Origin of the sequence: Roseomonas indoligenes (assembly GCF_017813365.1) — a bacterium.
In the GTDB taxonomy this organism is placed as follows: domain Bacteria; phylum Pseudomonadota; class Alphaproteobacteria; order Acetobacterales; family Acetobacteraceae; genus Roseomonas; species Roseomonas indoligenes.
In genome coordinates this window covers 232,348-257,815 of the sequence record NZ_JAGIZA010000001.1, presented here as the reverse complement: position 1 = coordinate 257,815, position 25,468 = coordinate 232,348, and the positions used below count along the sequence as shown (strand labels likewise).

Below are 25,468 nucleotides of genomic sequence, written 5' to 3'. Positions count from 1 at the left end.
GGCTCAGACCGCCTCCTCCCAGTATTCCTGCAGGTAGGGCTCCAGTTCGGCCGGATCGAGATCGACCCCGATCCCCGGCGCATCGGGGATGGCCACCGTCCCGTCCGGGGCCACCGGATGGTCCCCGCGCAGCCGGCGCAGCGCGTTCGGCGTGCGGTCGTACTCGAAGAAGGGATAGGTCCAGGGATCCCCGGCCCGGTGGCTCGGCAGCACGGCGGTCATCTGCAGCGAGGCGTGGAAGTTCACGACCGTGCCGAAGACATGCGCCATGACGGGGATGCCGAAGGCCTCCCCCAGCGCGGCGATGCCCATGGCGCTGGTGAAGCCGCCGCAGACCGAGAGGTCGGGCTGCAGGATGTCGAAGGTCCGCTCGATCAGCGCGTCCCGGAAGGCGGGCAGCCCCGCCAGCGCCTCCCCGCCCGCGATGGCCGTGCGCATCAGGCCGGAGAGCATGCGGTAGCCCGGCAGGTCGTCGGGGGCGAGCGGCTCCTCGATCCAGAGCAGCCCGGCCTCCTGCATCCGGTCGGCGGCCTCCAGCGCGGCGCGGGGGGTGTAGCCGCGGTTCACGTCGATCATCAGCGCCACCTCGTCCCCGAGCTGCCGGCGCAGCGTGGCGACGATCGCCGCATCGGCGCGCGGGGAGAGGCCGCTGCGGAGCTTCAGGGCCCGGAACCCCTCCTTCCGATGGGCCTCGGCCTCCTCGGGGACGCGGGCATAAGGGTCCTCGCCGGGCCGCATGAAGGGGCCGCTGACATAGGCGGTGGCCCGTTCCCGCACCGCGCCGCCCAGCATGGCGTGGAGCGGCACCCCCTCGATCTTCGCCCTTGCGTCCCAGAGGGCCATGTCCAGCGCGCTCGTCGCCATGAGGGAGACGCCGCGCCGGTCGTAGTTCAGCGTGCCCAGCATGGCCCGGTGCAGCGGCAGGGTGGCGCGCGGGTCCCGGCCGAGGAGCAGCGGGGCCAGCACCTTCCGGATATAGGCGCCGGCCGCAACCGGAGAGGAGGCGTTCTCCCCCCAGCCGGAGACGCCCTGGTCGGTCACCACCTGCACCAGCACCGCGGCGCGGCGGCGCAGCACCTGCAGGGCATTTCCCAGCGGCTCCGGCATGTCGCAGGCGACCTGGTAGGCGCGGATCGCGGTGACCTTCATGGACGGCCCTTCCTTTCTGGCTCTGGCGGCAGCCTGTGGCCGGGCGGCCCGCTTGCCCAGCCCCGCCCGGCGCGGGGAGCCGATCCGCCCGCCGGCGGGAGCCCGGTCGCTTGACCCCTGCCCCGCCCCCTCCGCATATGGCGCCCATGCTCTTCCGGCCGCGATCAAACCCGATGGGGGCGCGAATTCCCGGCCCGGTCCTCCCCTGAGGGCCGGGAGACACCGCCGCAGCCACCTCTCGCCGCCCCGGCCCAGCCCCGGGCCCGGCCCCGAACACCGGACCGACCATGACCGACGCCCCCGCCGATACCCAGAAGCCCGAGGGAGCCCGCGACTACAAGGGCACCGTCTTCCTGCCGAAGACCCCCTTCCCCATGCGCGGCGACCTGCCGAAGAAGGAGCCGGCCACGCTCGCGCGCTGGGCGGCGCAGGACCTGCGCGGGCAGCTCCGCGAACGGTCCCGGGGCTTGCAGAAGTTCGTTCTGCATGATGGCCCGCCCTACGCGAACGGTCCGCTGCACATCGGCCACGCGCTGAACAAAATCCTGAAGGACGTGATCAACCGCGCCGCCCAGATGTCGGGCAAGGACGCGGACTACGTCCCGGGCTGGGACTGCCACGGCCTGCCGATCGAGTGGAAGGTCGAGGAGGAGTACCGCGCGAAGAAGATGGACAAGGACAGCGTGCCCATCCTGGAGTTCCGGGAGGAGTGCCGCGCCTATGCCCGCAAGTGGCTGGACATCCAGCGCGAGGAGTTCAAGCGCCTGGGCGTGCTGGGCGACTGGGAAGACCGCTATGCCACGATGGACTTCACCTCGGAGGCGACGATCGCCGAGGAGATCGGCCGCTTCCTGATGAACGGCTCCCTCTACCGCGGCCTGCGCCCGGTGATGTGGAGCCCGGTGGAGAAGACCGCCCTCGCCGACGCCGAGGTGGAGTACCACGACGTCACCTCCCCCACCCTGCACGCCGCCTTTCCCGTGGTGAGCACGCGGGCGCAGGGTTTGGATGACGCCCGGGTGGTGATCTGGACCACCACCCCCTGGACCATCCCCGCCAACCGCGCCGTGGCTTACGGGGAGGAGATCGACTACGCGCTGGTCCATGTGGACGGCATCGAGGAGGGCTCCCGCCTCGCCACCGGCGACAATCTGATCGTCGCCCTCTCCCTGCTCCCCGCCTTCGCGAAGGAGGCGGGGCTGGCCGCGCATTCCGTGCGGCGGGTCATCAAGGGCACGGAGTTCGCCGGCACGATCCTGGCGCACCCGCTGCGCGGCTGGGCCGCCGGCCAGGGTGCCTATGACCACGATACGCCGATGCTGGCGGGCGACTTCGTCACCGCCGATGCCGGCACGGGCTTCGTCCACATCGCGCCCAGCCACGGCGAGGACGACTTCGCGCTCGGCCGCGCCAACGGGCTGCCGGTGCCGGAGATGGTGGGCGACGACGGCACCTACACCGTGCAGGCCGTGGGCTTCACCGGCCTGCACGTCTTCAAGGCGCACGAGGCCGTCTGGGCCGCGCTGGAAACTATGGGCACGCTGGCCGCCAAGGGTTCGCTGAAGCACAGCTACCCGCATTCCTGGCGCAGCAAGAAGCCCGTGATCTTCCGCGCGACGCCGCAGTGGTTCATCGCGATGGACGACGCGAATCAGATCCGGGCGAAGGCGCTGCAGGCGATCGCCGACACGCATTTCGTGCCGGACCAGGGCCGCAACCGCATCGGCTCTATGGTGGCCGCGCGGCCGGACTGGTGCATCTCCCGCCAGCGCGCCTGGGGCGTGCCCATCGCCGTCTTCGTCGAGAAGAAGTCCGGCGAGGTGCTGCGCGACCCCGCGGTGATGGACCGCATCATCTGCGCCTTTCGCGAGGAAGGGGCGGATGCCTGGTACAAGCCGGACGCCGCCGCCCGCTTCCTCGGCAACGCGCGCAATCCCGACGACTACGAGCAGGTGATGGACATCGTGGACGTGTGGTTCGAGTCCGGCTCGACCCACGCCTTCGTCCTGCCGGACCACGGCCTGCCCTTCCCGGCCGATCTCTACCTGGAGGGCTCGGACCAGCATCGCGGCTGGTTCCACTCCTCCCTGCTGGAATCGGTGGGCACGCGCGGCATCGCGCCCTTCAAGGCCATCCTGACCCACGGCTTCGTGCTGGATGAGTCCGGGCGGAAGATGTCCAAGTCCCTCGGGAACGTCACCGCCCCGCAGGAGGTGATGAAGGACTACGGCGCGGACATCCTGCGCCTCTGGGTGATGAACTCGGACTTCGCGGACGACCTGCGCATCGGCAAGACCATCCTCGGCCAGCAGGCGGAGCTGTACCGGCGCATCCGCAACACCCTGCGCTGGCTGCTGGGCAGCCTGGAGGGCTTCACCGAGGCGGAGAAGGTGCCCTACGCCGACTTGCCGGAGCTGGAGCGCTTCATCCTGCACCGCGTGGCCGGGATTGATGCCCGCATTCGCAAGGCGGCAGCGGATTACGACTGGTCCGGCGTGATGCCGGAGATCCACAACTTCTGCGCCTCCGACCTCTCCGCCTTCCTCTTCGACATCCGCAAGGACAGCCTCTACTGCGACCGGCCGGATGAGCCCCGCCGCCGCGCCGCGCGCACGGTGCTGGACATCCTGCACCGCTGCCTCTGCACCTGGCTCGCCCCCGTCCTCGTCTTCACCGCGGAGGAAGCCTGGCTCGCCCGCTTCGGCGAAGGGACGGACAGCGTCCACCTCCAGACCTTCCCGGAGATCCCGGCGGAGTGGCGGGACGATGCCCTGGCGGATCGCTGGGCGCGGGTTCGCGCCGTTCGCGGGCTGGTGACGGGCGCGCTGGAGAAGGCACGGGCCGGTGGCGTCATCGGCTCCTCCCTCCAGGCCGCGCCGGAGCTGGCGCTGGCCTCGGCCAATGCCGACCTGTCGGACCTTCCCTGGGCGGAGCTCTGCATCACCTCCGACCTCTTCCTGCTGGACAGCGTTCCGACCGGCGAGGGCGTGGAGATGGCGCCCGAGGCCGCGGTGCGCTTCGCCCCGGCCCCCGGCAACAAGTGCGAGCGGTGCTGGCGCGTGCTGCCGGAGGTGGGGCGTTCCGCCGCCCACCCTGGCCTCTGCCTGCGCTGTGAGGCGGCGGTCGGCTGATGGCTGCCCTCAACCTCCGCCGGGGCCTGATCCTCGCCCTGCTGGTCCTGGTCGCGGACCAGGCCAGCAAGTGGTGGGTCCTGGAGGTCCTCCAGCTTCCCACCCTCCGCAACGTGAACCTGATCGGCGGCGGCGGCTTCGGGCTGGACCTGACCATGGTCTGGAACCGCGGCGTCACCTTCGGCCTGCTCTCGGGCAGCGCGCCCTGGCACGCCTGGGCCCTGGCGGCCCTGGCGGCCGCCATCGCCGTCTTCCTCGTCCGCTGGATGGCGAAGGCCGAGAACCGGCGCACGGCCCTCGCCCTCGGCGCCATCGTCGGCGGCGCGGTGGGCAACGTGATCGACCGCGCCCGGTTCGGCGCGGTGGTCGATTTCGTGGACGCCTATGCCTGGGGCTGGCACTGGTACGTCTTCAACGTGGCGGACGCCGCCATCGTCCTCGGCGTGGTCGTGCTGCTGATCGAGGCCGTGACCTCCCGCCCGCCGGAGCGAGAGACGGCGTGACGAAACGTTCACCTCCGAGCCCCCTGTTTCCGCCCCATGCGCATCTTTGCTAGAGAAGCGGCCGTCATGACCCTTCGCCCCCTCCTCCTGGCCCCGCTGCTGGCCTCCTCGCTGCTGGCCCTCGCGGGCTGCGGCGGCGACACCTCGCGCATGCTCGGCCTGACCCGCGACGCTCCGGACGAGTTCCAGGTCGTCACCCGCGCCCCCCTCTCCATCCCGCCGAGCCTGGGCAACCTGCCCCCGCCCCGCCCCGGCGCCGTGCGCCCGCAGGAGCTTTCCGCGCGCGAGCGTGGCGAGAGCACCCTGGTCCCCGGCACGCTGCTGGGCGAGGGCCGGACGGACCGCCCCTCCTCCGCCGAATCGGCGTTGCTGTCCCAGGCCAGCCGGGCCTCCGGCGCCGGGAATGTGGATGACAGCATCCGCCGCCGGGTGGACGAGGAGAGCCTCCGGCTCGACCGCCCCCGCCAGAACGTGGTGGAGCGCATGATGTTCTGGCAGGACCCGCCCCGCCCGGGCACGGTGCTGGACGCCCAGAAGGAGTCGCAGCGCCTGCGCGAGAACTCGGCCCTCGGCCGCTCCCCGGAGGATGGGGAGACGCCGATCATCCAGCGCCGCCAGCGCGGCCTCCTGGACGGCCTGTTCTAGGATGCCCGCCGGGCCGGGTTTTCACGAGAGCGAGCCCGCCCGGCCATTCTCCGAGGCCTGTCGAGGTCCCACATGCCGGGAATGCCCCCACTGACCCGTCGCGCCGCCCTGGCCGCCGCCGCGGCAAGCCCTGTCCTGGCCCGGCGCGCCCCGGCCGAGACGGTGCCCGCCGGTACCTCCCCCCTGCCCGCCGCGCTTCCGGCCGTGCAGCCCATTCCGGCCGAGAGGCCGCTCTTCGGCGCGACCCTCTGGCAGATGCCGAACGGGCTGCGCGTGGCCCATGTCGGCACGCGCGGGGCGCCCGTTGTGGCGCATTACCTGTTCTACGGCGTCGGCGCCGGGGATGATCCGGAAGGCCGGTCCGGCCTGGCCCACTTCCTCGAGCACATGATGTTCAAGGGCAGCGAGCACGTGCCGGACGGCGAGTTCTCCCGCCGCGTGGCGCGGGAAGGCGGGCAGGACAACGCCTTCACCTCCCGCGACGTGACCGCCTACCACCAGACCGTGGAGGCCACCCGGCTCAAGCTGGTCGCGATGATGGAGGCGGATCGCCTCCGCGCCCCCCTCTACCCCGCCGAGGGCGTGGAGACCGAGCGCGCGGTGATCCTGGAGGAGCGGCGGCAGCGCACCGACAGCAGCCCGCGCGCCCGCTTCCGCGAGTTGTATGACGCCACCATGTGGGGCCGCCAGCACTGGCGCGGCCGCCCCATCATCGGCTGGCAGGACGAGATCCGCGCCATCACGCGGGACGACATCGTCGCCTTCCACCGCCGCTGGTACAACCCGGCCAATGCCGTGCTCGTCGTCAACGGCGCGGTGGACGAGGCGGCGCTGCGCCGCGTGGTGGAGGACGAGTATGGCGGCGCCGAGGGCGGCGAGCCGATCCCCCGCCGCCGCGCCGAGCCACCGGTCGCCCCGCTGGAGGCTCGCATCGTCCGCAACGACCCCGGCCTGCGCGAGGCGCAGATGCTTCGCTCCTGGATCGCGCCCACCCTCACCTGGGGACGGACGGAAGGCGACAAGGCCCATGCCCACCCGCTGGAGGTGCTGGCGCATCTCCTCGGCGGGGGGCCGGGCTCGCGCCTGCACAAGGCGCTGGTCCAGGGCGGCCTCGCGATCGCGGCCGGCGCCGGCTACGACAGCGACGAGCTTGGAGCGGATTCCTTCGCCCTCTACGCCACCCCGCGCGGCGACACGACGCCCGCGAGGCTGGAGGCCGCCATCGAGGAGGAGGTCTCCCGCCTGCTGGACGAGGGCGTGACGGCGGAGGAGGTGGCGCGCAGCCAGCGCCAGCTCACCGCCGGCGTCATGCTTTCACTCGACGGCATCGGCGCCGCCCCGCGCCTGCTCGGTGGGGCGCTCGCCATCGGCCTTCCCGTCGATGCCGTGGAGCACTGGCCCGCCCGCATCCGCGCCGTGACGCCGGAAGCGGTGATGGCCGCCGCCCGCGCCGTCTTTACCCATCCTTCCCTCACGGGCTGGCTGCTGCCGGAGGGCGTGCGCGCACCATGAGCGACACGATCCCCAGCGGCTTCACCCTGCCCGTGCAGGTGGTGGAGGCGGCCGGCGTGAGCGCCTGGCTGGCCGAGGACCACTCGGTCCCCGTCATCTCCATCGCATTCTCCATTCCCGGCGGCGCCGCGCTGGACCCGGCGGGACAGGAGGGCGCAGTGGCGCTGGCCTCCGCCCTGCTGACCGAGGGCGCCGGCGGCATGGACGCCAACGCCTTCCAGGAGGCGATGCGCGACAACGCCATCTCCTTCAACTTCTCCGCCGACCGGGACGAGTTCTCCGGCAGCTTCCGCTGCATCGGCGACGCCCTGCCGGAAGCCACGCGCCTCGCCCGCCTCGCCCTCACCGCGCCCCGCATGGAGGCGCCGGACATCGAGCGGGTGCGTGCCCGGGCCATCGCCGGCGCGCGGCAGGCGCTGGAGAACCCGCGCGGCCAGGCCGGGCGCGCCTTCTGGTCCGCCGCCCTGCCCGGCGCCTACGGTCACCCGCCCGGCGGCACGGCCGAGAGCATCGCCACCCTGACGGCCGACACGCTTCGCGGCGTGCCGGCACGGCAGCTCCGCAAGGGCGGCCTCCTCGTCGCGGCTTCCGGCGCCATCACGGCGGATCAGCTGAAGGACGTGATGGCCGCGCTCTTCGGGGACTGGCCCTCCGAGGAGCCGGCCGGTCTGCCGCGCCTCCCGCCCTTCTCCGCCACGGGCGTGACCGTGCTGCCGATGGAGAGCCCGCAATCCGCCGCCGTCTTCGGCCACCAGGGGCTGGCGGTGGACGACCAGGACTGGGAGGCGGCGGGCGTGGTCCTGCGCATCCTCTCGGGCGGGGGCTTCTCCTCCCGCCTCATGCTGGCCGTTCGGGTGGAGCGGGGCCTGGCCTATGGCATCGGCGCGGGGCCGGAGCCGGTGGCGGGGCGCAGCCTCATCATCGGCTCGGTGGCCACCGAGAACGCCCGCATGGCAGAGACCCTTTCGGTCCTCCGCGGCGAATGGGCGCGCATGGCCGCCTCAGGCCCGACGGCGGCGGAGCGGGAGGAGGCGATCGCCTACCTCACGGGCAGCCAGCCGCTCTCCTTCACCTCCACGCGGCAGGTGGCGAATATCCTGCTGGCGCTGCGGCGGAACAATCGCCCGCTGGACTGGCTGTCCAACCGCCCCGCCCGCCTCGCGGCGCTGACGCGGGAAAGGCTGACGGCGGTGGCGGCGCGGGTCCTGCTGCCGGATTCCCTGGCGGTGGTGGTGGCCGGGAAGCCGGTCGGCCTCTAGGCCGACCAGCCGCGCACCGGCGCCTCAGACCCCCAGGGTGCCGGCCTTCGCCGCCGCGTAGCGCTCCGCCACCCGGTCCCAGTTCACCACGTTCCACCAGGCCGCCAGGTAGTCCGGCCGGCGGTTCTGGTACTTCAGGTAGTAGGCGTGCTCCCACACGTCGTTGCCGAACAGCACGCGCTGGCCGTCCATCAGCGGCGTGTCCTGGTTCGGGCGGGTGGTGAGCGCCAGCTTCCCGTCCCGCGCCGCCGTCACGAAGACCCAGCCGCTGCCGAAGCGCCCGACGCCGGCGGCATTGAAGTCGGCCTTGAGCTTGTCGAAGCCGCCGAGGTCACGGGTGATGGCCTGCGCCAGGTCGCCCGTGGGCGCGCCGCCGCGCCCGCCCATAACGGGCCAGAACATGCTGTGGTTGGCGTGCCCGCCCGCATTGTTGCGGACCGTGGTGCGGATGGCCTCCGGCACCTGGTCCAGCTTCGCCAGAAGCTCCGGCAATGGCAGGGCGGCGAGCTGGCCGTGGTCCTTCAGCGCGTTGTTGAGCGCGGTGACATAGGCCTGGTGATGGCGACCGTGATGGATCTCCATCGTCTGCGCGTCGATATGCGGCTCGTTGGCATTCGCCGCGTAGGGCAGCGGCGGCAGGCTGAACGGGCCGGCGGGCGCCTGCGCGCTGGCGGGGCGGGCAAGGGCGGTGGCCGCCAGGGCGGGGATGCCGGCCAGGATGGTGCGGCGATGGAGGGTAATCACGGCGTCTCTTCCTCGGTGATGGGCGCGTTTCGCCAAGGGGGAACGTCGCCGGCCGGGCTTGGCGCCCTGCGGCGGAGCAATAAAGTGGCGCCGAGCACGATCGCAACGATCGCGGGCGCCAGCGGCACGGCGCCGGCCAGCACCGACACCGGCAGGGTCTCCGCGCCGAGGAGGACGGCAGGGCCGCTCTCCCCCAGGGAAAGGGCGAAGACGAGGGCCGCGCCGAGTGCCATCGCGCGAGCGAATTGCGGGTGCAGCAGCCGCCGCGCCGCCACCTCCGGCTCCGCCCCGAGGGCCTGCGCCACCCGGGACAGGCGCGGATCCACCCGGTCCAGCGCCAGGAAGGTGATCGCCACGACCAGGGGCGCGCCGAGCACTGCGTGCCACAGCGCCAGGCCGGGAAGCCGGGCCACCCCGCCGAAGCGCTCCGCCATGAGCAGCAGGGCGGCGGCGGGCAGCACCGGCGGCAGCAGCACGGGCAGCGCGACCAGCGCCAGGACGGGGCCGAGGAAGCGGCCACGCAGCCCCGCGCCGGCCATGGCGCCGAGCGGCGCGGCGAAGGCCGCGGCGGCGGCTGCGACGAGAAGGCTGTTCGCCAGGGAGGCCCCGACGCCCTCCTCCGTCCGGCCCGCCAGCAGCAGCCCTGCCAGGGGCGCCAGCAGTAACAGGAGCAGCAGGAGGGGAAGGAACCGCCTCATCCCCGCAGGCCCCGGCGCAGCAGGAAGGCGGCCGGCAGCACCGGCAGGAGAAGCCAGACGGCGAGCGCCCCCGCCTGCCCCCAGTCCCCGCCCCTGGCGGCGACGGCCAGCGCCCCGGCGGCCAGTGGCGCCTCCGGGTCCAGCAGCCCCGGCGCGATGAAGACCCCGAGCGCCTGCGCGAAGACGACCGCGCAGCCCACCGCGATTCCGCGTCGGGCGAGGGGCAGGCTGATCCGCCAGAACACCTTCCGCGGCGAAAGCCCGAGGGCGGCCGCCGCCCGCGGCAGGCGCGGCCCCGCCCGGTGGAGGACGAGAGCGATCGGCAAGACCATCAGCGGCAGGAGCCCCAGCGTGGTCACGACGAGGCCGGCCTCCGGCCCCGGCCCCAGCAGTGGGGCCCAGCCGACCGCCCGCGCGGCCTCGCCGGAGAAGAGAGGCAGGACGGTCAGGGCGGCCAGGATGGCGGCCCGGCGCGGCGGCGCTTCCGCGATCCAGCGGGCCAGCGGCCAGGCGAGGACGAGGCAGCCCAGCACCGCCAGCACGGCCGCGCAGAGGCCGCGCGCGAGGAGCGCCCGGGCGTGCGGGCCGCGCGGCCCGTCCTCAAGCCCGCCCTCCGCCGTGATCCGCAGCCCAATGGCGGAGAGAAGGTGGAAGCCCGACATCGCCTGCCCGGCCCGGCGCAGCGCCACCCAGCTCTCCCGCTCTCCCCAGGCGGGGTCCGCGACGAGAATGGCGGCGGCGCGGGTGGTGCGCGTCCTCTCCGCGCGCTCGGCCGTGCCGGGCAGCACCTCGCGCAGAGCGGGCACGTCCGCGGCCAGGCGCTCCGCCGCGCGGGCCATGGCCTCCGCCCCCGCCGGCCCGGCAGCCCGCAGGGCGGCGAGGTCCGCCGCCAGCGCCTCGAAGGCCATATCGTCCGGCAGGCTGTTCCCGTCCCATTGGCGCAGCACCCGAAGGGTGCGCGGCAGGGCAGGCGCCACCTCCGTCTCCCCCGTGCCGCGCCGGAGAAGCGCGCCGAGCGGAGCCACGGCCCCGAGCAGGACCAGCAGCGCCAGGGGCGCCGCCAGCAGCGCGGCGCGGAAGGAATCGGGCTTCAACGCCGCACCTTCAACGCCCTGGGCCGCTGTTCGCCCAAGCGGCGAAGCGGCGCTCCAGCCGGTCCAGGTTGGCGTGCCAGAACGCATCGTCGACCCGCAGGGCGCCGCGGGCGTTGTCCGGGGCGGTGGGCAGGTTCGCCAGCACGTCGTCCGGCAAGCCGTCCTCCGCCCCCTTCGCCGTCACGCCATAGGGAATGCGGGGCGGCAGCCCGGCCTGCACGGCGGGGTCGCCGACGAAGCGCAGGAAGGCCAGGGCGCGCTGCCGGTTCGGGCTGCCCTTCAGGATCGCCCAGCTGTCCTGGGCCAGCAGCTGGCCGGACCAGACGATGCCGAGATCGGCCGAATCCTCGCGGTTCGCGGCATCGATCCGGCCGTTATAGGCCACGGCCATCGTCACCTCCCCGGCGGAGAGCGCGCGGGGGGGCTCGCTGCCCTGGTCCCACCAGCGGATGTCCGGGCGGATGGCGTCCAGGCGGCGGAAGGCGCGCGCCACGCCCTCCTCGGTCGCCAGGGCAGGATAGACGGCCTCCGGCGCCATGCCGTCCCCGAGCAGGGCGATCTCCAGCGTCGTCTTGGCGCCACGGCGCATGCCGCGCGGCCCGTGGAAGCGGGCCGTGTCGAAGAAATCCCCCCATCCACCCGGCGCGACCCCGCCGCGCCGATAGGAAAGGACGAAGCCGTAGAGGATGTTGCCCACGCCGCAGCGCGCGAGGGCGCCCGGCACGTAATGGTCGGCGCCACCCACCTCATCGGCGGGAATGGGCTCCAGCAGCCCTTCCTGGCAGCCGAGCAGCAGCTCGTCGCCCTCCACCTGCACGAGGTCCCAGCGCGCGGTGCGGGAGGCGTCGCGCAGCGACTCCATGCCGCCGTCCCAGGTTTCCTCCAGCAGGCGGCCGCCGGTGGCGCGCTGGAAGGGGCGGAAGAAGGCCTCGCGCTGGGCGTCCTGGTAGGCGCCGCCCCAGGAGACGACGGTCAGGTCCCGCGCCTGGGCCCGGGCGCTCCGAGCGGTCGCGGCCAGGGCCAGCGCAACCGGAGCGAGCCGCCTGCGCCCGATTCGCCACGCCGATGGAGTCCCTTGCTGGGGCATCGCCGCCTCTCGCCCGTGCTGTCGGGATTGCATCTAGCTTAACCCATGCGTGCCGCCAGGCGAACCGCCCCTGGGCGCCCACCGTGATGCCGAGCGCGTGATGTGCCTCAGGCCGGGTCCCGGTGCACCCGCGCCGCCGAGAGATTCCAGGCGATGGAGGCCTCCTCCCCGGGTTGCGGCAGGGGCAGGCCGGTGGGGCGATGGGCTACCAGCTCACCCCCTTCCCCGATGGCCAGGCGCAGGCGCACCTCGCCGCCGGCGAAGCGGGCCTCGATCAGCCTCGCCGCCACGGCGTCCTCCCCCATGGCGGCGGGCGGCAACGGGGCGACGGCCACGTGCTCCGGCCGGATCACCAGGGTGCAGTTCGCGCCCGGCACGGGCGATCCCTCGGGGCCCGTGACCGGCAGGCCGGTCGCCTCCAGCCCGCAGTCCAGCCGCACAAGGCAGACCCCGTCCTCCACCGAGAGGACGCGGCCGGGCAGGCGGTTGCAGGGGCCGGTGAGCGCGGCCACGACCGGATCGGCCGGGTTCTCGTACAGGGCCTGGGGCGTGCCGGTCTGGTGTGCGCGGCCGCCCTGCAGCACCACCATCCGGTCCGAGAGGACGGAGGCGAGCACCGGGTCGCGCGCGGCGTGCAGCACGGTCCACCCCAGCGCCTGCCGCAACCGGGCAAGATCGGCGGCGAGCGATTCGCGCTCCGCCCCGTCCAGCGCGCGGAAGGGATCGTCCAGCAGCAGCAGCGCCGGGGCGTGCACCGTGGCGCGGGCCATGGCGACCCGCATCTGCCGCGCGGGGGAGAGGGCGGCGGGGCGGAGCCGGGCCAGGGCGGGCGGGATGCCCCAGCGCTCCAGCATCGCGGCCGCGCGCTCCTCCCGCTCCGCACGGCCCATCCCCCGCGCTTCCAGCGGGAAGGCGGCGTTGGACAGCACGTCCATCTCCGGGAAGAGGTCCGGCTGCTCGAGGACAAGGCCGATGTCGCGCCGCCAGGGCGGAAGCCGCGCCTGCCTTTCGCCTTTGATCAGGATTCGCCCGGCCTCGGGCTGAAGGAAGCCGGCCACGAGCTCGATCGCCACGCTCTTTCCTGCCCCCGAGGGGCCGAGCAGCGTGAGGAACTCGCCCCTCTCGACCTGCAGCTCCAGCCAGGCCAGGGCCTGGGTTCCCTCGGCGTGCCCGGCCTTGCCGATCCCTTCCATCACCAGGGGTGCCGGGCCTGCCGTGCCGGCGGTGACGGGTTGCTGCGCCATGCGGCATGGGATCGCGGGGCGGGGCGGCGGTGTCAACCACGGCGACCTTGCCCGCGCGGGCGCCGGCGGCTAGCCGGGAGAGAAGCAAGGGGGAGCGGAACGGCGATGGACAAGGCCGAATCGGGCGTGGTCGCCCGGACCGAGGGGCGGGCGGGCACGATCCTGCTGGACCGCCCGCGCGCGCTGAACGCGCTGGACCAGCCCATGATCGACGCGCTCGCGGAGGCTGCGGCCCGCTTCCGGGACGATCCCGCCGTGGACCTCGTGCTGCTGGAGGGTGCGGGGGGCCGCGCCTTCTGCGCCGGCGGCGACGTGCGCGCCGTCCGCAACGCCGCCCTGGCCGGCGACACCGCGACAATCGAGCGCTTCTTCAGCACGGAATACGCGCTCAACCGCGCTATTGCGGAGTTCCCCAAGCCCTGGATCAGCCTCATCGACGGCGTCTGCATGGGCGGCGGGATCGGCGTCTCCGTCCATGGCAGCCACCGGGTCGTGACGGAGCACGCGCTGCTGGCCATGCCGGAGACGGCCATCGCGCTCTTCCCGGATGTCGGCACCTCCTTCGTGCTGCCGCGGCTGCCCGGGCGGCGCGGGGCGATGGGGAAGTGGCTCGCCCTGACCGGCGCCCGGCTGCAAGGGGCAGAGGCGGTGGAGGCGGGGCTGGCCACGCATCACGTCCCCCGGGCGAGGCTGCCGGCGCTGCGCCAGGCGCTGCTGGCGGGGGATGCGGGGGTGGTGACGCACCACGCCGCCGCCGTGCCGCCCGGCCGGATCGAATCGGAGCGCGCGGCCATCGAGCGCTGCTTCGCGCCAGACGACCTCGTCTCCATCACCGCGGTCCTGGTGGCGGAGGGAACCCCCTGGGCCGAGGCCCAGCTGGCGGTGCTGCGCCGGATGTCGCCCACCTCCATGACGGTGACGCTGGAGCTGCTGCGGCGCGGGGCTGGAATGGACCTGCCGGCCTGCCTGGCCATGGAGCTGGCGCTGACCCGCGGCGTGACGGCGCATCCGGACTTCGCGGAAGGCGTGCGCGCCCTGCTGGTGGACAAGGACAACGCGCCGCGCTGGACGCCCGATTCGATCGGTGCGGTGGAGCGCGAGGCGGTGCTGCGGCTCTTCGGCTGAGGCTCAGCTCAGGCCGAGAAGGCCGCGCCGCAGCCCCTCACTGCTCGAATCCGGGCCGATGAAGCTGGCGAGCATCATCCGGCCCTGGTGGGCGGTGACGCGCACGGGCGCCTCCCCGGCATAGGCGATCTCCCCGTGGTCCGGCAGGAAGAGCCACTCCTCCACCTGCCCGGACGGCAGGTCGCGCAACCGGGCGCGGAAATCGGCCGGCATCTCGCAGCCGCAGCCCTCGCGGAACCCGTCCTCCCAGCCGCTCACCAACCGGCTGCGGGGCACGGAGACCTCGTAGCGCAGCCGCAGCACCTTCACCCCAGGAGAGGCAAGGATGGCGCCGTCATCGGAGCTCCGGCGCTCCAGGTAGAGCGCGCCGCGGATGACGGGGATGGCCAGGAAGCGGCGCACCCCCGTGCCGTTCAGCACCAGCCGGCGACCGGCCACGTCCAGGAAGGCCGGCATCTCCTGCGCCAGGGCCGGGCGGGCCACCACCGCGGCAAGGGCGAGAGGCGCGAGGGTGCGGCGGGAGGGGTGGGGCCGCATGGTGAAGGGACCGCCCGCCACGCCGTCTTCCATCATGCCCGCCTCTCCTGCGCTGCCTTCAACGCCTGAGATGGCATCGCGAAGGCGCACTGCCAGGGTATCGATCGATACTCGGCCGGGCGGCCCGTCAGGCCGCGTTCAGCACCCGGCCGGCCACCGCGTCCAGCTTCGCGATCACCGCGGGATCCCGGTTCGCGGGCGGGGTGACGATGGCGTTATCCAGCGCACGATCGCAGCCGGAGGGGCAGGGCCCACGCGGGGCGCCAAGCATCGGCACCACCCGGCGCACCAGCGCCTTCGCACGGCTGGCATTCTCCGTCATCACCTTCACCACCGCGTCCACCGTCACGGCGTCGTGGTCGGGGTGCCAGCAGTCGAAATCCGTGACCATGGCGACGGTGGCGTAGCAGAGCTCGGCCTCCCGGGCGAGCTTGGCCTCCGGCATGTTCGTCATGCCGATCACGTCGCAGCCCCAGGCGCGGTACAGCTCGCTCTCCGCCTTGGTGGAGAACTGCGGGCCCTCCATCACCAGATAGGTGCCGCCCCGCTTGTGCTGGAGGTCGATCTCCCGCGCCGCCGCTTCCAGCACGTCGCCCAGCCGCGGGCAGAGCGGGTGCGCCATGGAGACATGGGCCACGCAGCCCGTTTCGAAGAAGCTCTTCTTGCGGGCGAAGGTGCGATCAATGAACTGGTCCGCGATCACGAAGGTGCCGGGCGGCAGGTCGCCGTTGAGGCTGCCGACCGCGGAGAGGGAGAGCACCTCGGTGCAGCCCGCGCGCTTCAGGATGTCGATGTTGGCGCGGTAGTTCAGCTCGCTCGGCGGGATCCGGTGGCCGCGGCCGTGGCGCGGCAGGAACACGCAGCGCACCCCGTCCAGTGTGCCGAAAAGCAGCTCGTCCGAGGGCTCCCCCCAGGGGCTCTCCACCCGCTCCCAGCGCCGGTCCTGCAGCCCGTCGATGTCGTAGAGGCCGGAGCCGCCGATGAGGCCGATGACGGGGGTGATCTGGTCGGGCATCGCGGGCTCCGTTCCCTGCCGGGGCGTGCGGGAGGGAGGGAATTGCCCCCCCGGCGGCCCCGCTCTAGCGGAGAGGCCGGGGTGGCACCAGAGGCCGGGAGAAGCGGCAACTCCGGGTTGCTAACGGCAACCATAGGTTGTTCAATGACGTTCGGATCACGTGGTTATGGGATTGGGGGGCAAGATGCCGGAAACCTGGTCCGGGAACGAGGCCGAGCGCCTGCTGGACGTGGCGGACATCGCCTCCTTCGACAAGGTGACGGAGGAGCTGATGGGCGCCTTCGTCCGGGTGGCGAGCGACCTAGTGGGGGTGCCGATCTCCGGCGTCTCCCTCGTCGGCGAGCACGAGCAGTTCTTTAAGGCGATCCAGGGGCTGCACGCCGGCACCACCCCGCGGGACGACGCCTTCTGCGCCTATGCCATCAGTGACCCCGAGCAGGTGATGGTGGTGCCCGACCTGAAGGCGGATCCCCGGTTCGGCACCAATCCCCTGGTCCTGAACGACCCCAACCTGCGCTTTTACGCCGGCGCCCCCCTGCGAGGTGGGCGCGGGACGCCGGTGGGCACGCTCTGCGTGATGGATCGCCAGCCGCGCGAGCTGACCCCGGCCATAGTGGACCGGCTGCAGGATCTGGCGCGCGGGGTGTCGGCGGCGCTGACGCTGCGGCACGCCATCCGGGAGGTCCACCGCGCCGCCCGCACGGACGCGCTGACGGGCGTGTGCAACCGCAAGGGCATGGAGGAGATGCTCGCCGAGATCGAGCCGCGGGATTTCGGCATCCTCATGATCGACCTGGATGGCTTCAAGCCGATCAACGACACCTACGGCCACGCGGGCGGCGACCGCGCGCTGGTCGAGGTGGCGCGGCGGCTGACCGCCACGGTGCGCTCGATGGACACGGTGGTCCGGCTGGGCGGCGACGAGTTCGTCGTGCTGGTGCGCGGGGTGGATAAGCCTGAGGCCGGGCTGGGACTGGCGGGCCGGATCCACGCGGCGCTGGCCGATACCTTCATGCTCAACGGCTCCCCCGTGCCGCTGCGCGCCTCCATCGGCTTCGCCGCCATCCCCTGGCACGCGGGCGACGTGCAGGCGCTGCTGGAGCGGGCGGACGCCGCGCTCTATGCCGCCAAGCGGGCCGGGCGCGGCGTGACTCGCTCCGCCGGCACCAGCACGAGCGGGGAGGTGGTGGGCCGCGCGGCGCTGGAGACGCGCCTGCGGGAGGCCTTCGCGCCCGGCGGAGTCGTGCCCTTCCACCTCGTCTTCCAGCCCATCGTGGAGTTGAAGACGGGCGAGGTAAGCTCCGTGGAGGCGCTGCTGCGCTGGCGGACCGACACCGGCCTTTCCCTCCGCCCGTCCGACGTGCTGCCGGTGATCGAGGGGATGGGATACTCCGGCTCACTGGATCGCTGGGTGGTGGATGAGGCGTGCCGCCTGATCGCCCAGGGCCGCCCACCCTTCACCATCGCCGTCAACGCCTCCGCCAGCACCTTCGGCATGCCGGGCTTCGATGCGCAGGTAGCGGGCGCCCTGCGCAAGCACGGCATCGGCGGCGAACGGCTGGTGATCGAGATGACCGAAGGGTCCCTGGCCGGGGATACGGGGGCGGCGATGGCCAATATGAAGGGCCTGGCCGAGCTCGGCGTGCGCGTCGTGCTGGACGATTTCGGCGGCGGGCACGGCACCCTGGCCCGGCTGCGCGACTATCCCTTCGACGCCATCAAGATCGACCGCGCCCTGGTGACGGACTGCGCGCGGGACGCGCAGGGTATGGCGCTGATCGAGGTGGTGGCGGGCATGGCGCACGCCCTCTCGGTCCCGGCCGTGGCGGAGGGGGTGGAGGACACCGCCCAGCTGCAGGTGCTGGCGCGCTTCGGGGTGGAGCGGGCCCAGGGCTTCCTGCTCTCCCGCCCTGTGGCCTGGGAGCGGCTGGAGGATCTGGCGGCCACGATCCCCGACCGCGTGCGCGCCGCTCTGGAAACGCCGGCCGACCCCGCCCCAGCCTCGGCCTGACGAGCGGTTCCCCGAACTAAGAAAGGCCCTGCCCCGTTACCGGGGCAGGGCCTTTGGCTTTCAGGGCCCGGCTCTCAGGCCGACCTTAGGGGGCCGGCTCGGTCTGGTGCAGCCGCGCCCAGATCTTCTTCTTCACCGCGAAGACCAGCCCACCCAGGATCGCCAGGTAGATGATCATCCGCACGCCCATGGAGCGGCGCTGCTCCAGCTCCGGCTCCGCGGCCCAGGCGAGGAAGGTGGAGACGTCCTGCGACATCTGGTCCACCGTCGCCTTCGTGCCGTCCGCATAGGTCACCTGGCCCTCGCTGTTCAGCGGCGGCGGCATGGCGATCTGATGGCCCGGGAAGTACTTGTTGTAGTGCATCCCGTTGGCGACGGTGACGCCCGGCGGCGGCTCCTCGTAGCCGATCAGAAGGGCGTGCAGGTAGTCCGCCCCGCCCTCGCGCGCCTTCACCATCACGGTCAGGTCCGGTGGCAGGGCACCGTTGTTGGCGGCACGGGCCGCGGCATCGTTCGGGAAGGGCCGGCGGAAATGGTCCGAGGCGCGCGCCGGCCGCTCGAACATCTCGCCGTTGTCATTCGGTCCGTCCTGCACCTGGAACTGGGATGCGAGGGCCGCAACCTGCGCCTCGTTGAAGCCGATCCCCCTCAGGTGGCGGTAGGAGAGGTGCCGCATGGCATGGCAGGCGGAGCACACCTCCTTGTAGACCTGGAAGCCCCGCTGGGCGGAGGCGCGGTCGAAGGTGCCGAAAACCCCCTCGAAGGAGAACTTCGTATCCGGCAGGTGGATTTCGTCATGCCCCTGCGCCCAAGCCCCGGCGGGCGCGAGGGCCAGGGCGGCCGCCAGCGCCGCCGCCTTCAGGGTCGTCGCGTAGCGGCGCATCACGCCTTCTCCATCGGCTTGGCGGTTGCGCCGGCGGGCAATGGTCCCCCGCCGCGGTGCTTGAGGACGGAGGCCGAGATGCTCTCGGGCAGGGGCAGCGGCCGCTCGAACTTCGCCAGCAGCGGTAGGATCACCAGGAAGTAGGCGAAGTAGTAGGCCGCGCAGATCTGGGCGATGAGGATGTAGGGCTGTTCGGCCGGCTTGCCGCCCACCCAACCCAGCACCAGGAAGTTCACCGAAAAGAGCAGGAAGGCCCACTTCGCGATCGGACGGAAGCGCATGGAGCGCACCGGCGAGGAGTCCAGCCAGGGCAGGAAGAAGAGGATGACCAGCGCGCCGCCCATCATCGCCACGCCGCCCAGCTTGTTCGGGACGGCGCGCAGGATCGCGTAGAAGGGCAGGAAGTACCATTCCGGCACGATATGCGCGGGCGTTACCAGCGGGTTGGCCGGGATGTAGTTGTCGGGGTGGCCGAGGTAGTTCGGCATGAAGAACACGATGACGGCGAAGACCAGCAGGTAGACGATGATCCCGACGCTGTCCTTGCTCGTGTAGTAGGGGTGGAAGGGGATGGTGTCCTTCGGCCCCTTCGGCTCGATCCCCAGCGGATTGTTGGAGCCCACGATGTGCAGCGCGGCGATGTGCAGGAACACGACGCCCGTGATCACGAAGGGCAGCAGGTAGTGCAGGGAGAAGAAGCGGTTCAGGGTGGGGTTGTCCACCGAGAAGCCGCCCCAGAGCCAGGTCACGATGTGCTGGCCGACCACGGGGATGGCCGAGAAGAGATTGGTGATGACGGTGGCGCCCCAGAAGGACATCTGGCCCCAGGGCAGCACGTAGCCCATGAAGGCCGTGGCCATCATCAGGATGAAGATCACCACGCCGATCATGAAAAGCAGCTCGCGCGGCGTCTTGTAGGAACCGTAGTACAGGTTCCGCCAGATGTGCATGTACACGACGATGAAGAACATCGAGGCGCCGTTGGCGTGGGCGTAGCGCAGCAGCCAGCCGTAGTTCACGTCGCGCATGATGCGCTCGACCGAATCGAAGGCCAGCCCGGTATTGGCGGCGTACTGCATGGAGAGGATGACGCCCGTGGCGATCATGATCACCAGGTTGATCATCGCTAGCGCGCCGAAGTTCCAGAAGTAGTTGAAGTTCCGGGGCGTGGGGAAGGTGCCGTACTCCCGCTGCACCATCGAGAGGATGGGCAGGCGCTGGTCGACCCAGCGCAGGACGGGGTTCGGGATATCGGAGTCGTGAAGGCCCTCGGCCATGGTCTCTCTCCTCAGCCGATCCGGACGCGGGTGTCGGAGGTGAAGGCGTAGGTGGGCAGGGCCAGGTTCAGCGGCGCCGGCCCGCGGCGCACGCGCCCGGCCGTGTCGTAGTGGCTGCCGTGGCAGGGGCAGAACCAGCCGTCGTAGTCGCCGCGCGGGTCGGTGGACTTCTGCCCCAGCGGCACGCAGCCGAGATGGGTGCAGACGCCGATCACGATCAGCCACTGGTCCTTGCCGGGCTTCACCCGTTCCGAATCGGGCGCCGGGTCGCGCAGCTCGGAGACGTTCACGGCCTTCGCCTCGTCGATCTCCTTCCTGGTGCGGTGGCGAACGAAGACCGGCTTGCCCCGCCAGACCACGGTGATCGCCTGCCCCTCGGCGATCGGCCCCAGCTCCACATCGGTGGAGGAGAGGGCGAGCACGTCGGCGCTGGGGTTCATGGAGTGGATGAAGGGCCAGGCGAGCACGGCCACGCCCACCGCCGCGAAGGACCCGGTGGCGAGCTTCAGGAAGTCACGGCGAACCGGCCCCTCCCCCTCGTGCACCACGCCGGCGGGATCGGCGTGGCGCGGGCCGGGTTCGGAGGGACTCGTCTTGGGCGGGGAAGCCAGCACATCGGCCATTCGATCGCTCGTCCTGTTCTCCGTTCCCGTCCCGAGCGCCGGGCGGGCGGTTGCTTCCTCCCCCGCCGAACCTTTGGGACCGGGTGCGGGGCGCAGGCCGGGCAGGCGCGGGCCGCGCCATGCCAAGCCGTCGATGACGCCATATAACGGTGTGAAACGCGGGGTGGCAACGGCACGTCCCCCCGCCGCAACGTCGCGATGGCCAGAATGACACAACCCTCCCCCTCAACCGCTCCGGCCGGTCGCTCCGATCCGGCGGAGCACCCCCTGGCGGCACCGGCCCGCGCCCTGTTCGAGGGGCTGCGGGACCGGCTCTGCGCCGCCTTCGAGGCGATCGAGGACGAGGGCACGACCGGACCCCATGCCGCGATGCCGCCCGGCCGATTCGCCCGCACGCCCTGGGAGCGCGAGGGCGGCGGGGGCGGCGTGATGTCCGTGATGAAGGGGCGGGTCTTCGAGAAGGTGGGGGTGAACGTCTCCACCGTCCACGGCGAGTTCAGCCCGGAGTTCCGGCGCCAGATCCCGGGGGCGGAGGAGGATCCGCGCTTCCTGGCGACCGGCGTCTCGCTCGTCGCCCACATGCGGTCCCCGAAGGTGCCGGCGGCGCATATGAACACGCGCTTCATCACCACCAGCCGCGCCTGGTTCGGCGGCGGGGGCGACCTGACGCCGATGTTCCCGGATTCGGCCGAGGCGCAGGAGGACGCGGCAGGCTTCCACGCCGCCTTCCGCGCGGCCTGCGAGAGGCATGACCCCGGCTACTACCCGCGCTTCAAGCAATGGTGCGACGAGTACTTCTTCCTCCCCCACCGGGGGGAGCCGCGCGGCCTGGGCGGCATCTTCTACGACTGGCTGGGCCGGGAGGACCCGGACGAGAGCCGCCTGCCCGACCATTTCGCCTTCACGAGGGACGTGGGCGAGGCCTTCCTCTCCGCCTATCCCGCCATCATCCGCCGCCGGATGCACGAGCCCTGGACCGAGGCGGACCGGGACCACCAGCTGATCCGCCGCGGCCGCTACGTGGAGTTCAACCTGCTGCACGACCGCGGCACGCTGTTCGGCCTGCGGACGGGCGGGAACGTGGAGGCCATCCTCATGTCCATGCCGCCGGAGGTGCGCTGGCCATAACGGCTGGCGCGCGGCAGGGCGGCTTCGCTAGGCTCGCTCCCAACGAGAAACGTCCGAGGGAAGCTCTCATGATCGCGCGCCGCACCCTTCTCGGGGCCGGGCTGGCCCTGCCTGCCCTGCACCCTGCTCTCTCCCAATCCGGCGAATGGCCCAACCGCCCCATCCGCTTCATCGTCCCCTTCCCGCCCTCCGGCTCCACGGATGTGATGAGCCGCATCTATGGCGAGCAACTCCAGGGCCGGCTGGGCCAGAACATCCTGATCGAGAACCGGCCGGGCGCGGGCGGCAACATTGGGATGGACGCGGTCGCGAAGGCTCCGGCGGACGGCTACACCTTCGGCATGGCCACGATCGGGCAGTTCTCGATCAACCAGTTCCTCTATTCCCGCATGCCCTGGGACATCGACCGGGACTTCATCCCGGTGGCCCTGACCTACGAGCTGCCGAACGTGGTGATCGTCAGCAGCCAGCACTGCCCGGCGAGGACGCTGCAGGAGTTCATCGCCTGGGCGCGGGCGCGGCCGCAGGGCATCAGCTATGGCAGTCCGGGGGTGGGCACCACGGCGCATCTCTGCGGTGGCCTCCTCACCAGCCGGCTGAAGCTGAATGCGGAGCACGTTCCCTTCCGCGGCGCGGCCCAGATCACCCCGGCCATGCTCTCGGGCGACCTGACCTGCGCCATCGACAACCTCGCCTCCTACGTTCCGATCATCCAGGAGGGGCGGATGCGCGCCTTCGCCGTCACGAGCGCGGAGCGCTGGCCGAGCCTGCCGGAGCTGCCGACCATGGCGGAGGCGGGGATGCCGGACTTCGTCGTGACGTCCTGGGCCGCCCTCGTCGCCCCGGCCGCGACACCGCGGGTGGCGGTGGACCGGATGAACGCGGCCCTGAAGTCCGTGGCGGAGGACCCGGTGGTGCAGCGCCGCGCCCTGCAGACCGGCACGAAGCTGCTCTGGTCCACGCCCGAGGGCGCCGTGGACCGGGGAAAGAGCGAACGACCCATGTGGCAGGAGGCGGTTCGCATCACCGGCGCCCGGGCGGATTGAGAAAAGGGCCGGAGCGGCTCTCCCGCTCCGGCCCTTCCCCCGGGATCGTCATCAACGGGTCTCAATAGCCCGTGCGGTCGCCCTTCTTCTCCGGATCATGGGTATGGTGGCTGTCGCGCTCACCACCACCGCCCGAGACCTGGCTCTTGTCGCTATTGGTCGCCGGCCCGGGCAGGGTCTTGCCCTTCTCCCGGTGCGCATGGCCGTGGTTGCCGCCCTGGTGGCTGCTGCCCGGCCCGCCGCCGGAATTGTCCTTGTCCTCGGTTCCCTTGACCATGGTTCAACGATCCTGCTGGTAGCCCTGGTGGTGGGTGTTGATCCCCGTACTGCCGGTCTGGCCCTGCTGGCCGGGATCGTACTTCGCCCGGTTGGCCGCGGTGTTCTTGGCCTCCTTCGGGTTGACCTCACCCTGGCCCGGGGTGCTGCCGCCGTGATGGGGCGCCTGGTTTTCGGGCGGAACCGGCGGCATGTGGGCTTTGGACGACATGGCGGGCCTCCTCTTGAAATGTCAGCGCCCGTCTAACGCCCCGCCGGCGAGGGATGTTTCCCCGGGCGTTGCCCTTTCCGCCCTCCCCACCCTATTTCCCGCCCCATGCCCCCCCGCGCCAACTACGACCTGACGACCCCCGCCGGACGCCGGGCCGCGGTGATGAACAGCCTCTTCGTGGACCACGCGATCTTGCGGCAGGGCTGGCGTAACTGGGGCGTGGTGGCACCGGGGCGGCTCTACCGGTCCAACCATCCGTCCCCCTGGCAGCTGCAGGACGCGGCGCGACGCTTCGGGCTGCGGACGGTCGTCAACCTGCGCGGCGAGAGGGTGAATTGCGGTTCCGACGCCCTTTCCCGCGCCGAGGCCGCCCGGCTGGGGCTGACCCATGTCGACGCGCCATTCGAGAGCCGCGGCGCCCCCCATCGGGATCGCATCCTGCGCCTTGCCGGGATCTACGCGGCGATGGAGGAGCCCGCCCTCCTCCACTGCAAGTCCGGCGCGGACCGGACGGGGCTGGCGGCCGGGATCTTCCTGCTGCTGGAAGGCGGGACGAGTGCGGAGGCGCTGGGGCAGCTGCACTGGCGCCACGGCCATGTCTCCGCCTCCCGCACGGGAATCCTGGACGCCTTCTTCCGCCTCTATGCGCGCCAGGCGGAGGGGCGGCTGCCCTTCCTGGACTGGGTGCGGGACGAGTACGACGAGGCCGGGCTGCGCACCGACTTCCGCAGCCGTCCCTGGGCGGACCGGCTGGTGGACGGGGTGTTGCGGCGGGAATAGGCGGCCTAATCCCCGCAGGAATTTGCAAAATTTTGCTGACGCACTAGCTTACCCCGTGAATTAGCCGGCACGAGACCGGCTGTAGGGGATGGGCGTTCATCGCGGGCTCTCCAGCCCCTCGATCGGAACGCGCCATGTCCCTCCCGCCACGCCGCCAGATCAGCCTCGGCCTGTTCCTCCTCTCCACCGGCCATCACATCGCGGGCTGGCGGCATCCCGATGCCTGGGCGGGGATGCCGATGGACATCCGCGCCTATGCCGAGGTGGCGCGCCGGGCCGAGGCGGCGTGCTTCGACATGCTGTTCCTGGCGGACAACAACTGCGTGCCCCAGACCGACTGGCCCGCGGTGCGCCGCACGACCCGCGAGCACATCCTGGAGCCGATCGCGCTCCTCTCCGCGCTCGCGATGGTGACGGAGCGGATCGGCCTCGTCGCTACCGGCTCCACCACCTACTCCGAGCCCTACCACACCGCACGCAGCTTCGGGACGCTGGACCATCTCTCCGGCGGCCGGGCCGGCTGGAACATCGTCACGACCTCCAACGCCAACGAGGCCTGGAACTTCGGGCGGGAAAGCCATCTGGCCCATGGCGACCGCTACAAGCGCGCCGCCGAGTTCGTGGAGGTGGCGAAGGGGCTGTGGGACAGCTTCGAGGATGATGCCTTTCTCAAGGACAAGAGCAGCGGCATATACTTCGACGCCGCGAAGCTGCGCGTGCTGGAGCACAAGGGCGAGCACTTCTCGGTCAAGGGTCCGCTGAACCTCTCCCGCCCGCCACAGGGCTACCCGGTGCTCGTGCAGGCCGGTGGTTCCGATGCAGGGCGGGATCTCGCGGCGCGCACGGCGGAGGTGATCTTCTCCGTCAACCAGACGCTGCCGGAGGCGCAGGATTTCTACGCCGACATCAAGGCGCGCCTGACCGCCCATGGGCGCGACGCGGATTCGGTGAAGGTGATGCCCGGCCTCTTTCCCGTCGTCGGCCGCACGCGGGCGGAGGCGGAGGACCGGATGGCGGAACTCCAGAAGCTGCTGCACCCGGATGTCGGCCTCTCCATCCTCTCCTTCCTCACGGGCGGTTTCGACTTCTCACCCTATGACGTGGACGGGCCGCTGCCGGAGTTGCCGGACACGGATGTGGGCAAGGCGCGGCTGAAGGTGATCGCCGACCTGGCGCGGCGCGAGAGCCTGACCATCCGCCAGCTCTACGAGCGCATCGCCGTGTCCCGCGGGCACCACATCGTCGTGGGCAGCGCCGAGGAGGTGGCGGACGACATGCAGCAATGGTTCGAGGAGCGCGGCGCGGACGGATTCAACGTGATGCCGCCGACCTTCCCCGAGGGCTTCGCCGCCTTCTGCGAACTGGTGGTCCCGGAATTGCAGCGGCGAGGCCTGTTCCGCACCGCCTATGCGGGAACCACGCTGCGCGACCATCTCGGCCTGCCCCGCCCGCCCCACGCGCCGCGCGGCAGCGTCGCCCTTCCCGCCTGA

Annotated in this window: 24 protein-coding genes; 11 read left to right on the top strand and 13 right to left on the bottom strand. The window is 72.0% G+C overall.

From position 1 onward, the window contains the following. Positions 1-3: 3 nt before the first annotated feature. Complete coding sequence (locus J5Y10_RS01140) at positions 4-1,149, bottom strand: mandelate racemase/muconate lactonizing enzyme family protein (protein ID WP_209369843.1); 1,146 nt, start codon at positions 1,147-1,149, stop codon at positions 4-6. 287 nt (positions 1,150-1,436) lie between these two features. On the opposite strand from J5Y10_RS01140, the gene ileS reads away from it, so the two are divergent. From ileS to J5Y10_RS01115, 5 genes are all read left to right on the top strand, one after another. After that, entirely contained in the window at positions 1,437-4,280 is a 2,844-nt protein-coding gene (gene ileS, locus J5Y10_RS01135) for an isoleucine--tRNA ligase (protein ID WP_209369842.1), read from the top strand. After that, positions 4,280-4,783: a signal peptidase II gene (gene lspA, locus J5Y10_RS01130; RefSeq protein ID WP_209369841.1), complete on the top strand. Its 504-nt coding sequence runs from the start codon at positions 4,280-4,282 to the stop codon at positions 4,781-4,783. Before ileS ends, lspA begins: the two co-directional genes overlap by 1 nt. 66 nt (positions 4,784-4,849) lie before the next feature. Next, a complete protein-coding gene (locus tag J5Y10_RS28275; RefSeq protein ID WP_209369840.1) occupies positions 4,850-5,428 on the top strand; it encodes a DUF3035 domain-containing protein in 579 nt (192 codons plus the stop codon). A gap of 81 nt (positions 5,429-5,509) precedes the next feature. After that, positions 5,510-6,940, top strand: a complete 1,431-nt coding sequence (locus J5Y10_RS01120) for a M16 family metallopeptidase (protein ID WP_209369839.1) — start codon at positions 5,510-5,512, stop codon at positions 6,938-6,940. Beyond that, positions 6,937-8,199: a M16 family metallopeptidase gene (locus tag J5Y10_RS01115; protein WP_209369838.1), complete on the top strand. Its 1,263-nt coding sequence runs from the start codon at positions 6,937-6,939 to the stop codon at positions 8,197-8,199. Before J5Y10_RS01120 ends, J5Y10_RS01115 begins: the two co-directional genes overlap by 4 nt. 24 nt (positions 8,200-8,223) lie before the next feature. Here J5Y10_RS01115 and J5Y10_RS01110 read toward each other — a convergent pair whose 3' ends face one another. The 5 genes from J5Y10_RS01110 to J5Y10_RS01090 all read right to left on the bottom strand — a co-directional run bounded on the left by J5Y10_RS01110 (position 8,224) and on the right by J5Y10_RS01090 (position 13,066). Continuing rightward, positions 8,224-8,943 (bottom strand): superoxide dismutase, encoded by a 720-nt coding sequence (locus J5Y10_RS01110; protein WP_209369837.1) that lies wholly within the window; start codon positions 8,941-8,943, stop codon positions 8,224-8,226. Continuing rightward, positions 8,940-9,641 carry an ABC transporter permease subunit gene (locus J5Y10_RS01105; RefSeq protein ID WP_209369836.1) on the bottom strand — a complete coding sequence of 234 codons (702 nt, stop codon included), beginning with the start codon at positions 9,639-9,641 and terminating at the stop codon, positions 8,940-8,942. Before J5Y10_RS01105 ends, J5Y10_RS01110 begins: the two co-directional genes overlap by 4 nt. Then, complete coding sequence (locus J5Y10_RS01100; RefSeq protein ID WP_209369835.1) at positions 9,638-10,735, bottom strand: ABC transporter permease; 1,098 nt, start codon at positions 10,733-10,735, stop codon at positions 9,638-9,640. Before J5Y10_RS01100 ends, J5Y10_RS01105 begins: the two co-directional genes overlap by 4 nt. A gap of 10 nt (positions 10,736-10,745) precedes the next feature. Further along, positions 10,746-11,822, bottom strand: a complete 1,077-nt coding sequence (locus J5Y10_RS01095) for an extracellular solute-binding protein (RefSeq protein ID WP_209369834.1) — start codon at positions 11,820-11,822, stop codon at positions 10,746-10,748. Positions 11,823-11,929: 107 nt separating this feature from the next. Further along, positions 11,930-13,066, bottom strand: a complete 1,137-nt coding sequence (locus tag J5Y10_RS01090) for an ABC transporter ATP-binding protein (RefSeq protein ID WP_209369833.1) — start codon at positions 13,064-13,066, stop codon at positions 11,930-11,932. A 105-nt stretch (positions 13,067-13,171) separates the two neighbouring features. Between J5Y10_RS01090 and J5Y10_RS01085 the strand changes: the two genes are divergently transcribed. After that, positions 13,172-14,191, top strand: a complete 1,020-nt coding sequence (locus tag J5Y10_RS01085) for an enoyl-CoA hydratase/isomerase family protein (RefSeq protein ID WP_209369832.1) — start codon at positions 13,172-13,174, stop codon at positions 14,189-14,191. Positions 14,192-14,194: 3 nt separating this feature from the next. On the opposite strand, the gene J5Y10_RS01080 is transcribed toward J5Y10_RS01085, so the two are convergent. Together J5Y10_RS01080 and J5Y10_RS01075 are read right to left on the bottom strand one after the other, a co-directional pair. Then, complete coding sequence (locus tag J5Y10_RS01080) at positions 14,195-14,764, bottom strand: chalcone isomerase family protein (protein ID WP_209369831.1); 570 nt, start codon at positions 14,762-14,764, stop codon at positions 14,195-14,197. Between the two features lie 91 nt (positions 14,765-14,855). After that, positions 14,856-15,743 carry an S-methyl-5'-thioadenosine phosphorylase gene (locus tag J5Y10_RS01075; protein ID WP_209369830.1) on the bottom strand — a complete coding sequence of 296 codons (888 nt, stop codon included), beginning with the start codon at positions 15,741-15,743 and terminating at the stop codon, positions 14,856-14,858. 184 nt (positions 15,744-15,927) lie between these two features. Between J5Y10_RS01075 and J5Y10_RS01070 the strand changes: the two genes are divergently transcribed. Then, a complete protein-coding gene (locus tag J5Y10_RS01070) occupies positions 15,928-17,754 on the top strand; it encodes a sensor domain-containing phosphodiesterase (protein WP_209369829.1) in 1,827 nt (608 codons plus the stop codon). Between the two features lie 85 nt (positions 17,755-17,839). Here J5Y10_RS01070 and J5Y10_RS01065 read toward each other — a convergent pair whose 3' ends face one another. From J5Y10_RS01065 to petA, 3 genes are read right to left on the bottom strand one after another with little or no spacing between them, the layout of a single operon-like run. Then, positions 17,840-18,637, bottom strand: a complete 798-nt coding sequence (locus J5Y10_RS01065) for a cytochrome c1 (protein WP_209369828.1) — start codon at positions 18,635-18,637, stop codon at positions 17,840-17,842. Then, positions 18,637-19,914, bottom strand: coding sequence for a cytochrome b (locus J5Y10_RS01060; RefSeq protein WP_209369827.1), 1,278 nt, complete (start codon positions 19,912-19,914; stop codon positions 18,637-18,639). Before J5Y10_RS01060 ends, J5Y10_RS01065 begins: the two co-directional genes overlap by 1 nt. 11 nt (positions 19,915-19,925) lie before the next feature. Further along, the gene (gene petA / locus J5Y10_RS01055) at positions 19,926-20,537 is read right to left on the bottom strand and encodes a ubiquinol-cytochrome c reductase iron-sulfur subunit (RefSeq protein WP_209369826.1); all 612 of its coding nucleotides are present in this window, start codon (positions 20,535-20,537) and stop codon (positions 19,926-19,928) included. Between the two features lie 207 nt (positions 20,538-20,744). On the opposite strand from petA, the gene hemF reads away from it, so the two are divergent. Together hemF and J5Y10_RS01045 are read left to right on the top strand one after the other, a co-directional pair. Beyond that, the gene (gene hemF / locus J5Y10_RS01050; RefSeq protein ID WP_209369825.1) at positions 20,745-21,665 is read left to right on the top strand and encodes an oxygen-dependent coproporphyrinogen oxidase; all 921 of its coding nucleotides are present in this window, start codon (positions 20,745-20,747) and stop codon (positions 21,663-21,665) included. A gap of 68 nt (positions 21,666-21,733) precedes the next feature. Further along, on the top strand, positions 21,734-22,711 hold the full coding sequence (locus J5Y10_RS01045) for a Bug family tripartite tricarboxylate transporter substrate binding protein (protein ID WP_209369824.1): 978 nt from the start codon (positions 21,734-21,736) through the stop codon (positions 22,709-22,711). Between the two features lie 61 nt (positions 22,712-22,772). On the opposite strand, the gene J5Y10_RS01040 is transcribed toward J5Y10_RS01045, so the two are convergent. Together J5Y10_RS01040 and J5Y10_RS01035 are read right to left on the bottom strand one after the other, a co-directional pair. Further along, positions 22,773-22,988: a hypothetical protein gene (locus J5Y10_RS01040; protein WP_209369823.1), complete on the bottom strand. Its 216-nt coding sequence runs from the start codon at positions 22,986-22,988 to the stop codon at positions 22,773-22,775. A 3-nt stretch (positions 22,989-22,991) separates the two neighbouring features. Next, complete coding sequence (locus J5Y10_RS01035) at positions 22,992-23,198, bottom strand: hypothetical protein (RefSeq protein WP_209369822.1); 207 nt, start codon at positions 23,196-23,198, stop codon at positions 22,992-22,994. Between the two features lie 105 nt (positions 23,199-23,303). Between J5Y10_RS01035 and J5Y10_RS01030 the strand changes: the two genes are divergently transcribed. Together J5Y10_RS01030 and J5Y10_RS01025 are read left to right on the top strand one after the other, a co-directional pair. Then, positions 23,304-23,978 (top strand): tyrosine-protein phosphatase, encoded by a 675-nt coding sequence (locus tag J5Y10_RS01030; protein WP_209369821.1) that lies wholly within the window; start codon positions 23,304-23,306, stop codon positions 23,976-23,978. A 134-nt stretch (positions 23,979-24,112) separates the two neighbouring features. Next, a complete protein-coding gene (locus J5Y10_RS01025; protein ID WP_209369820.1) occupies positions 24,113-25,468 on the top strand; it encodes an LLM class flavin-dependent oxidoreductase in 1,356 nt (451 codons plus the stop codon).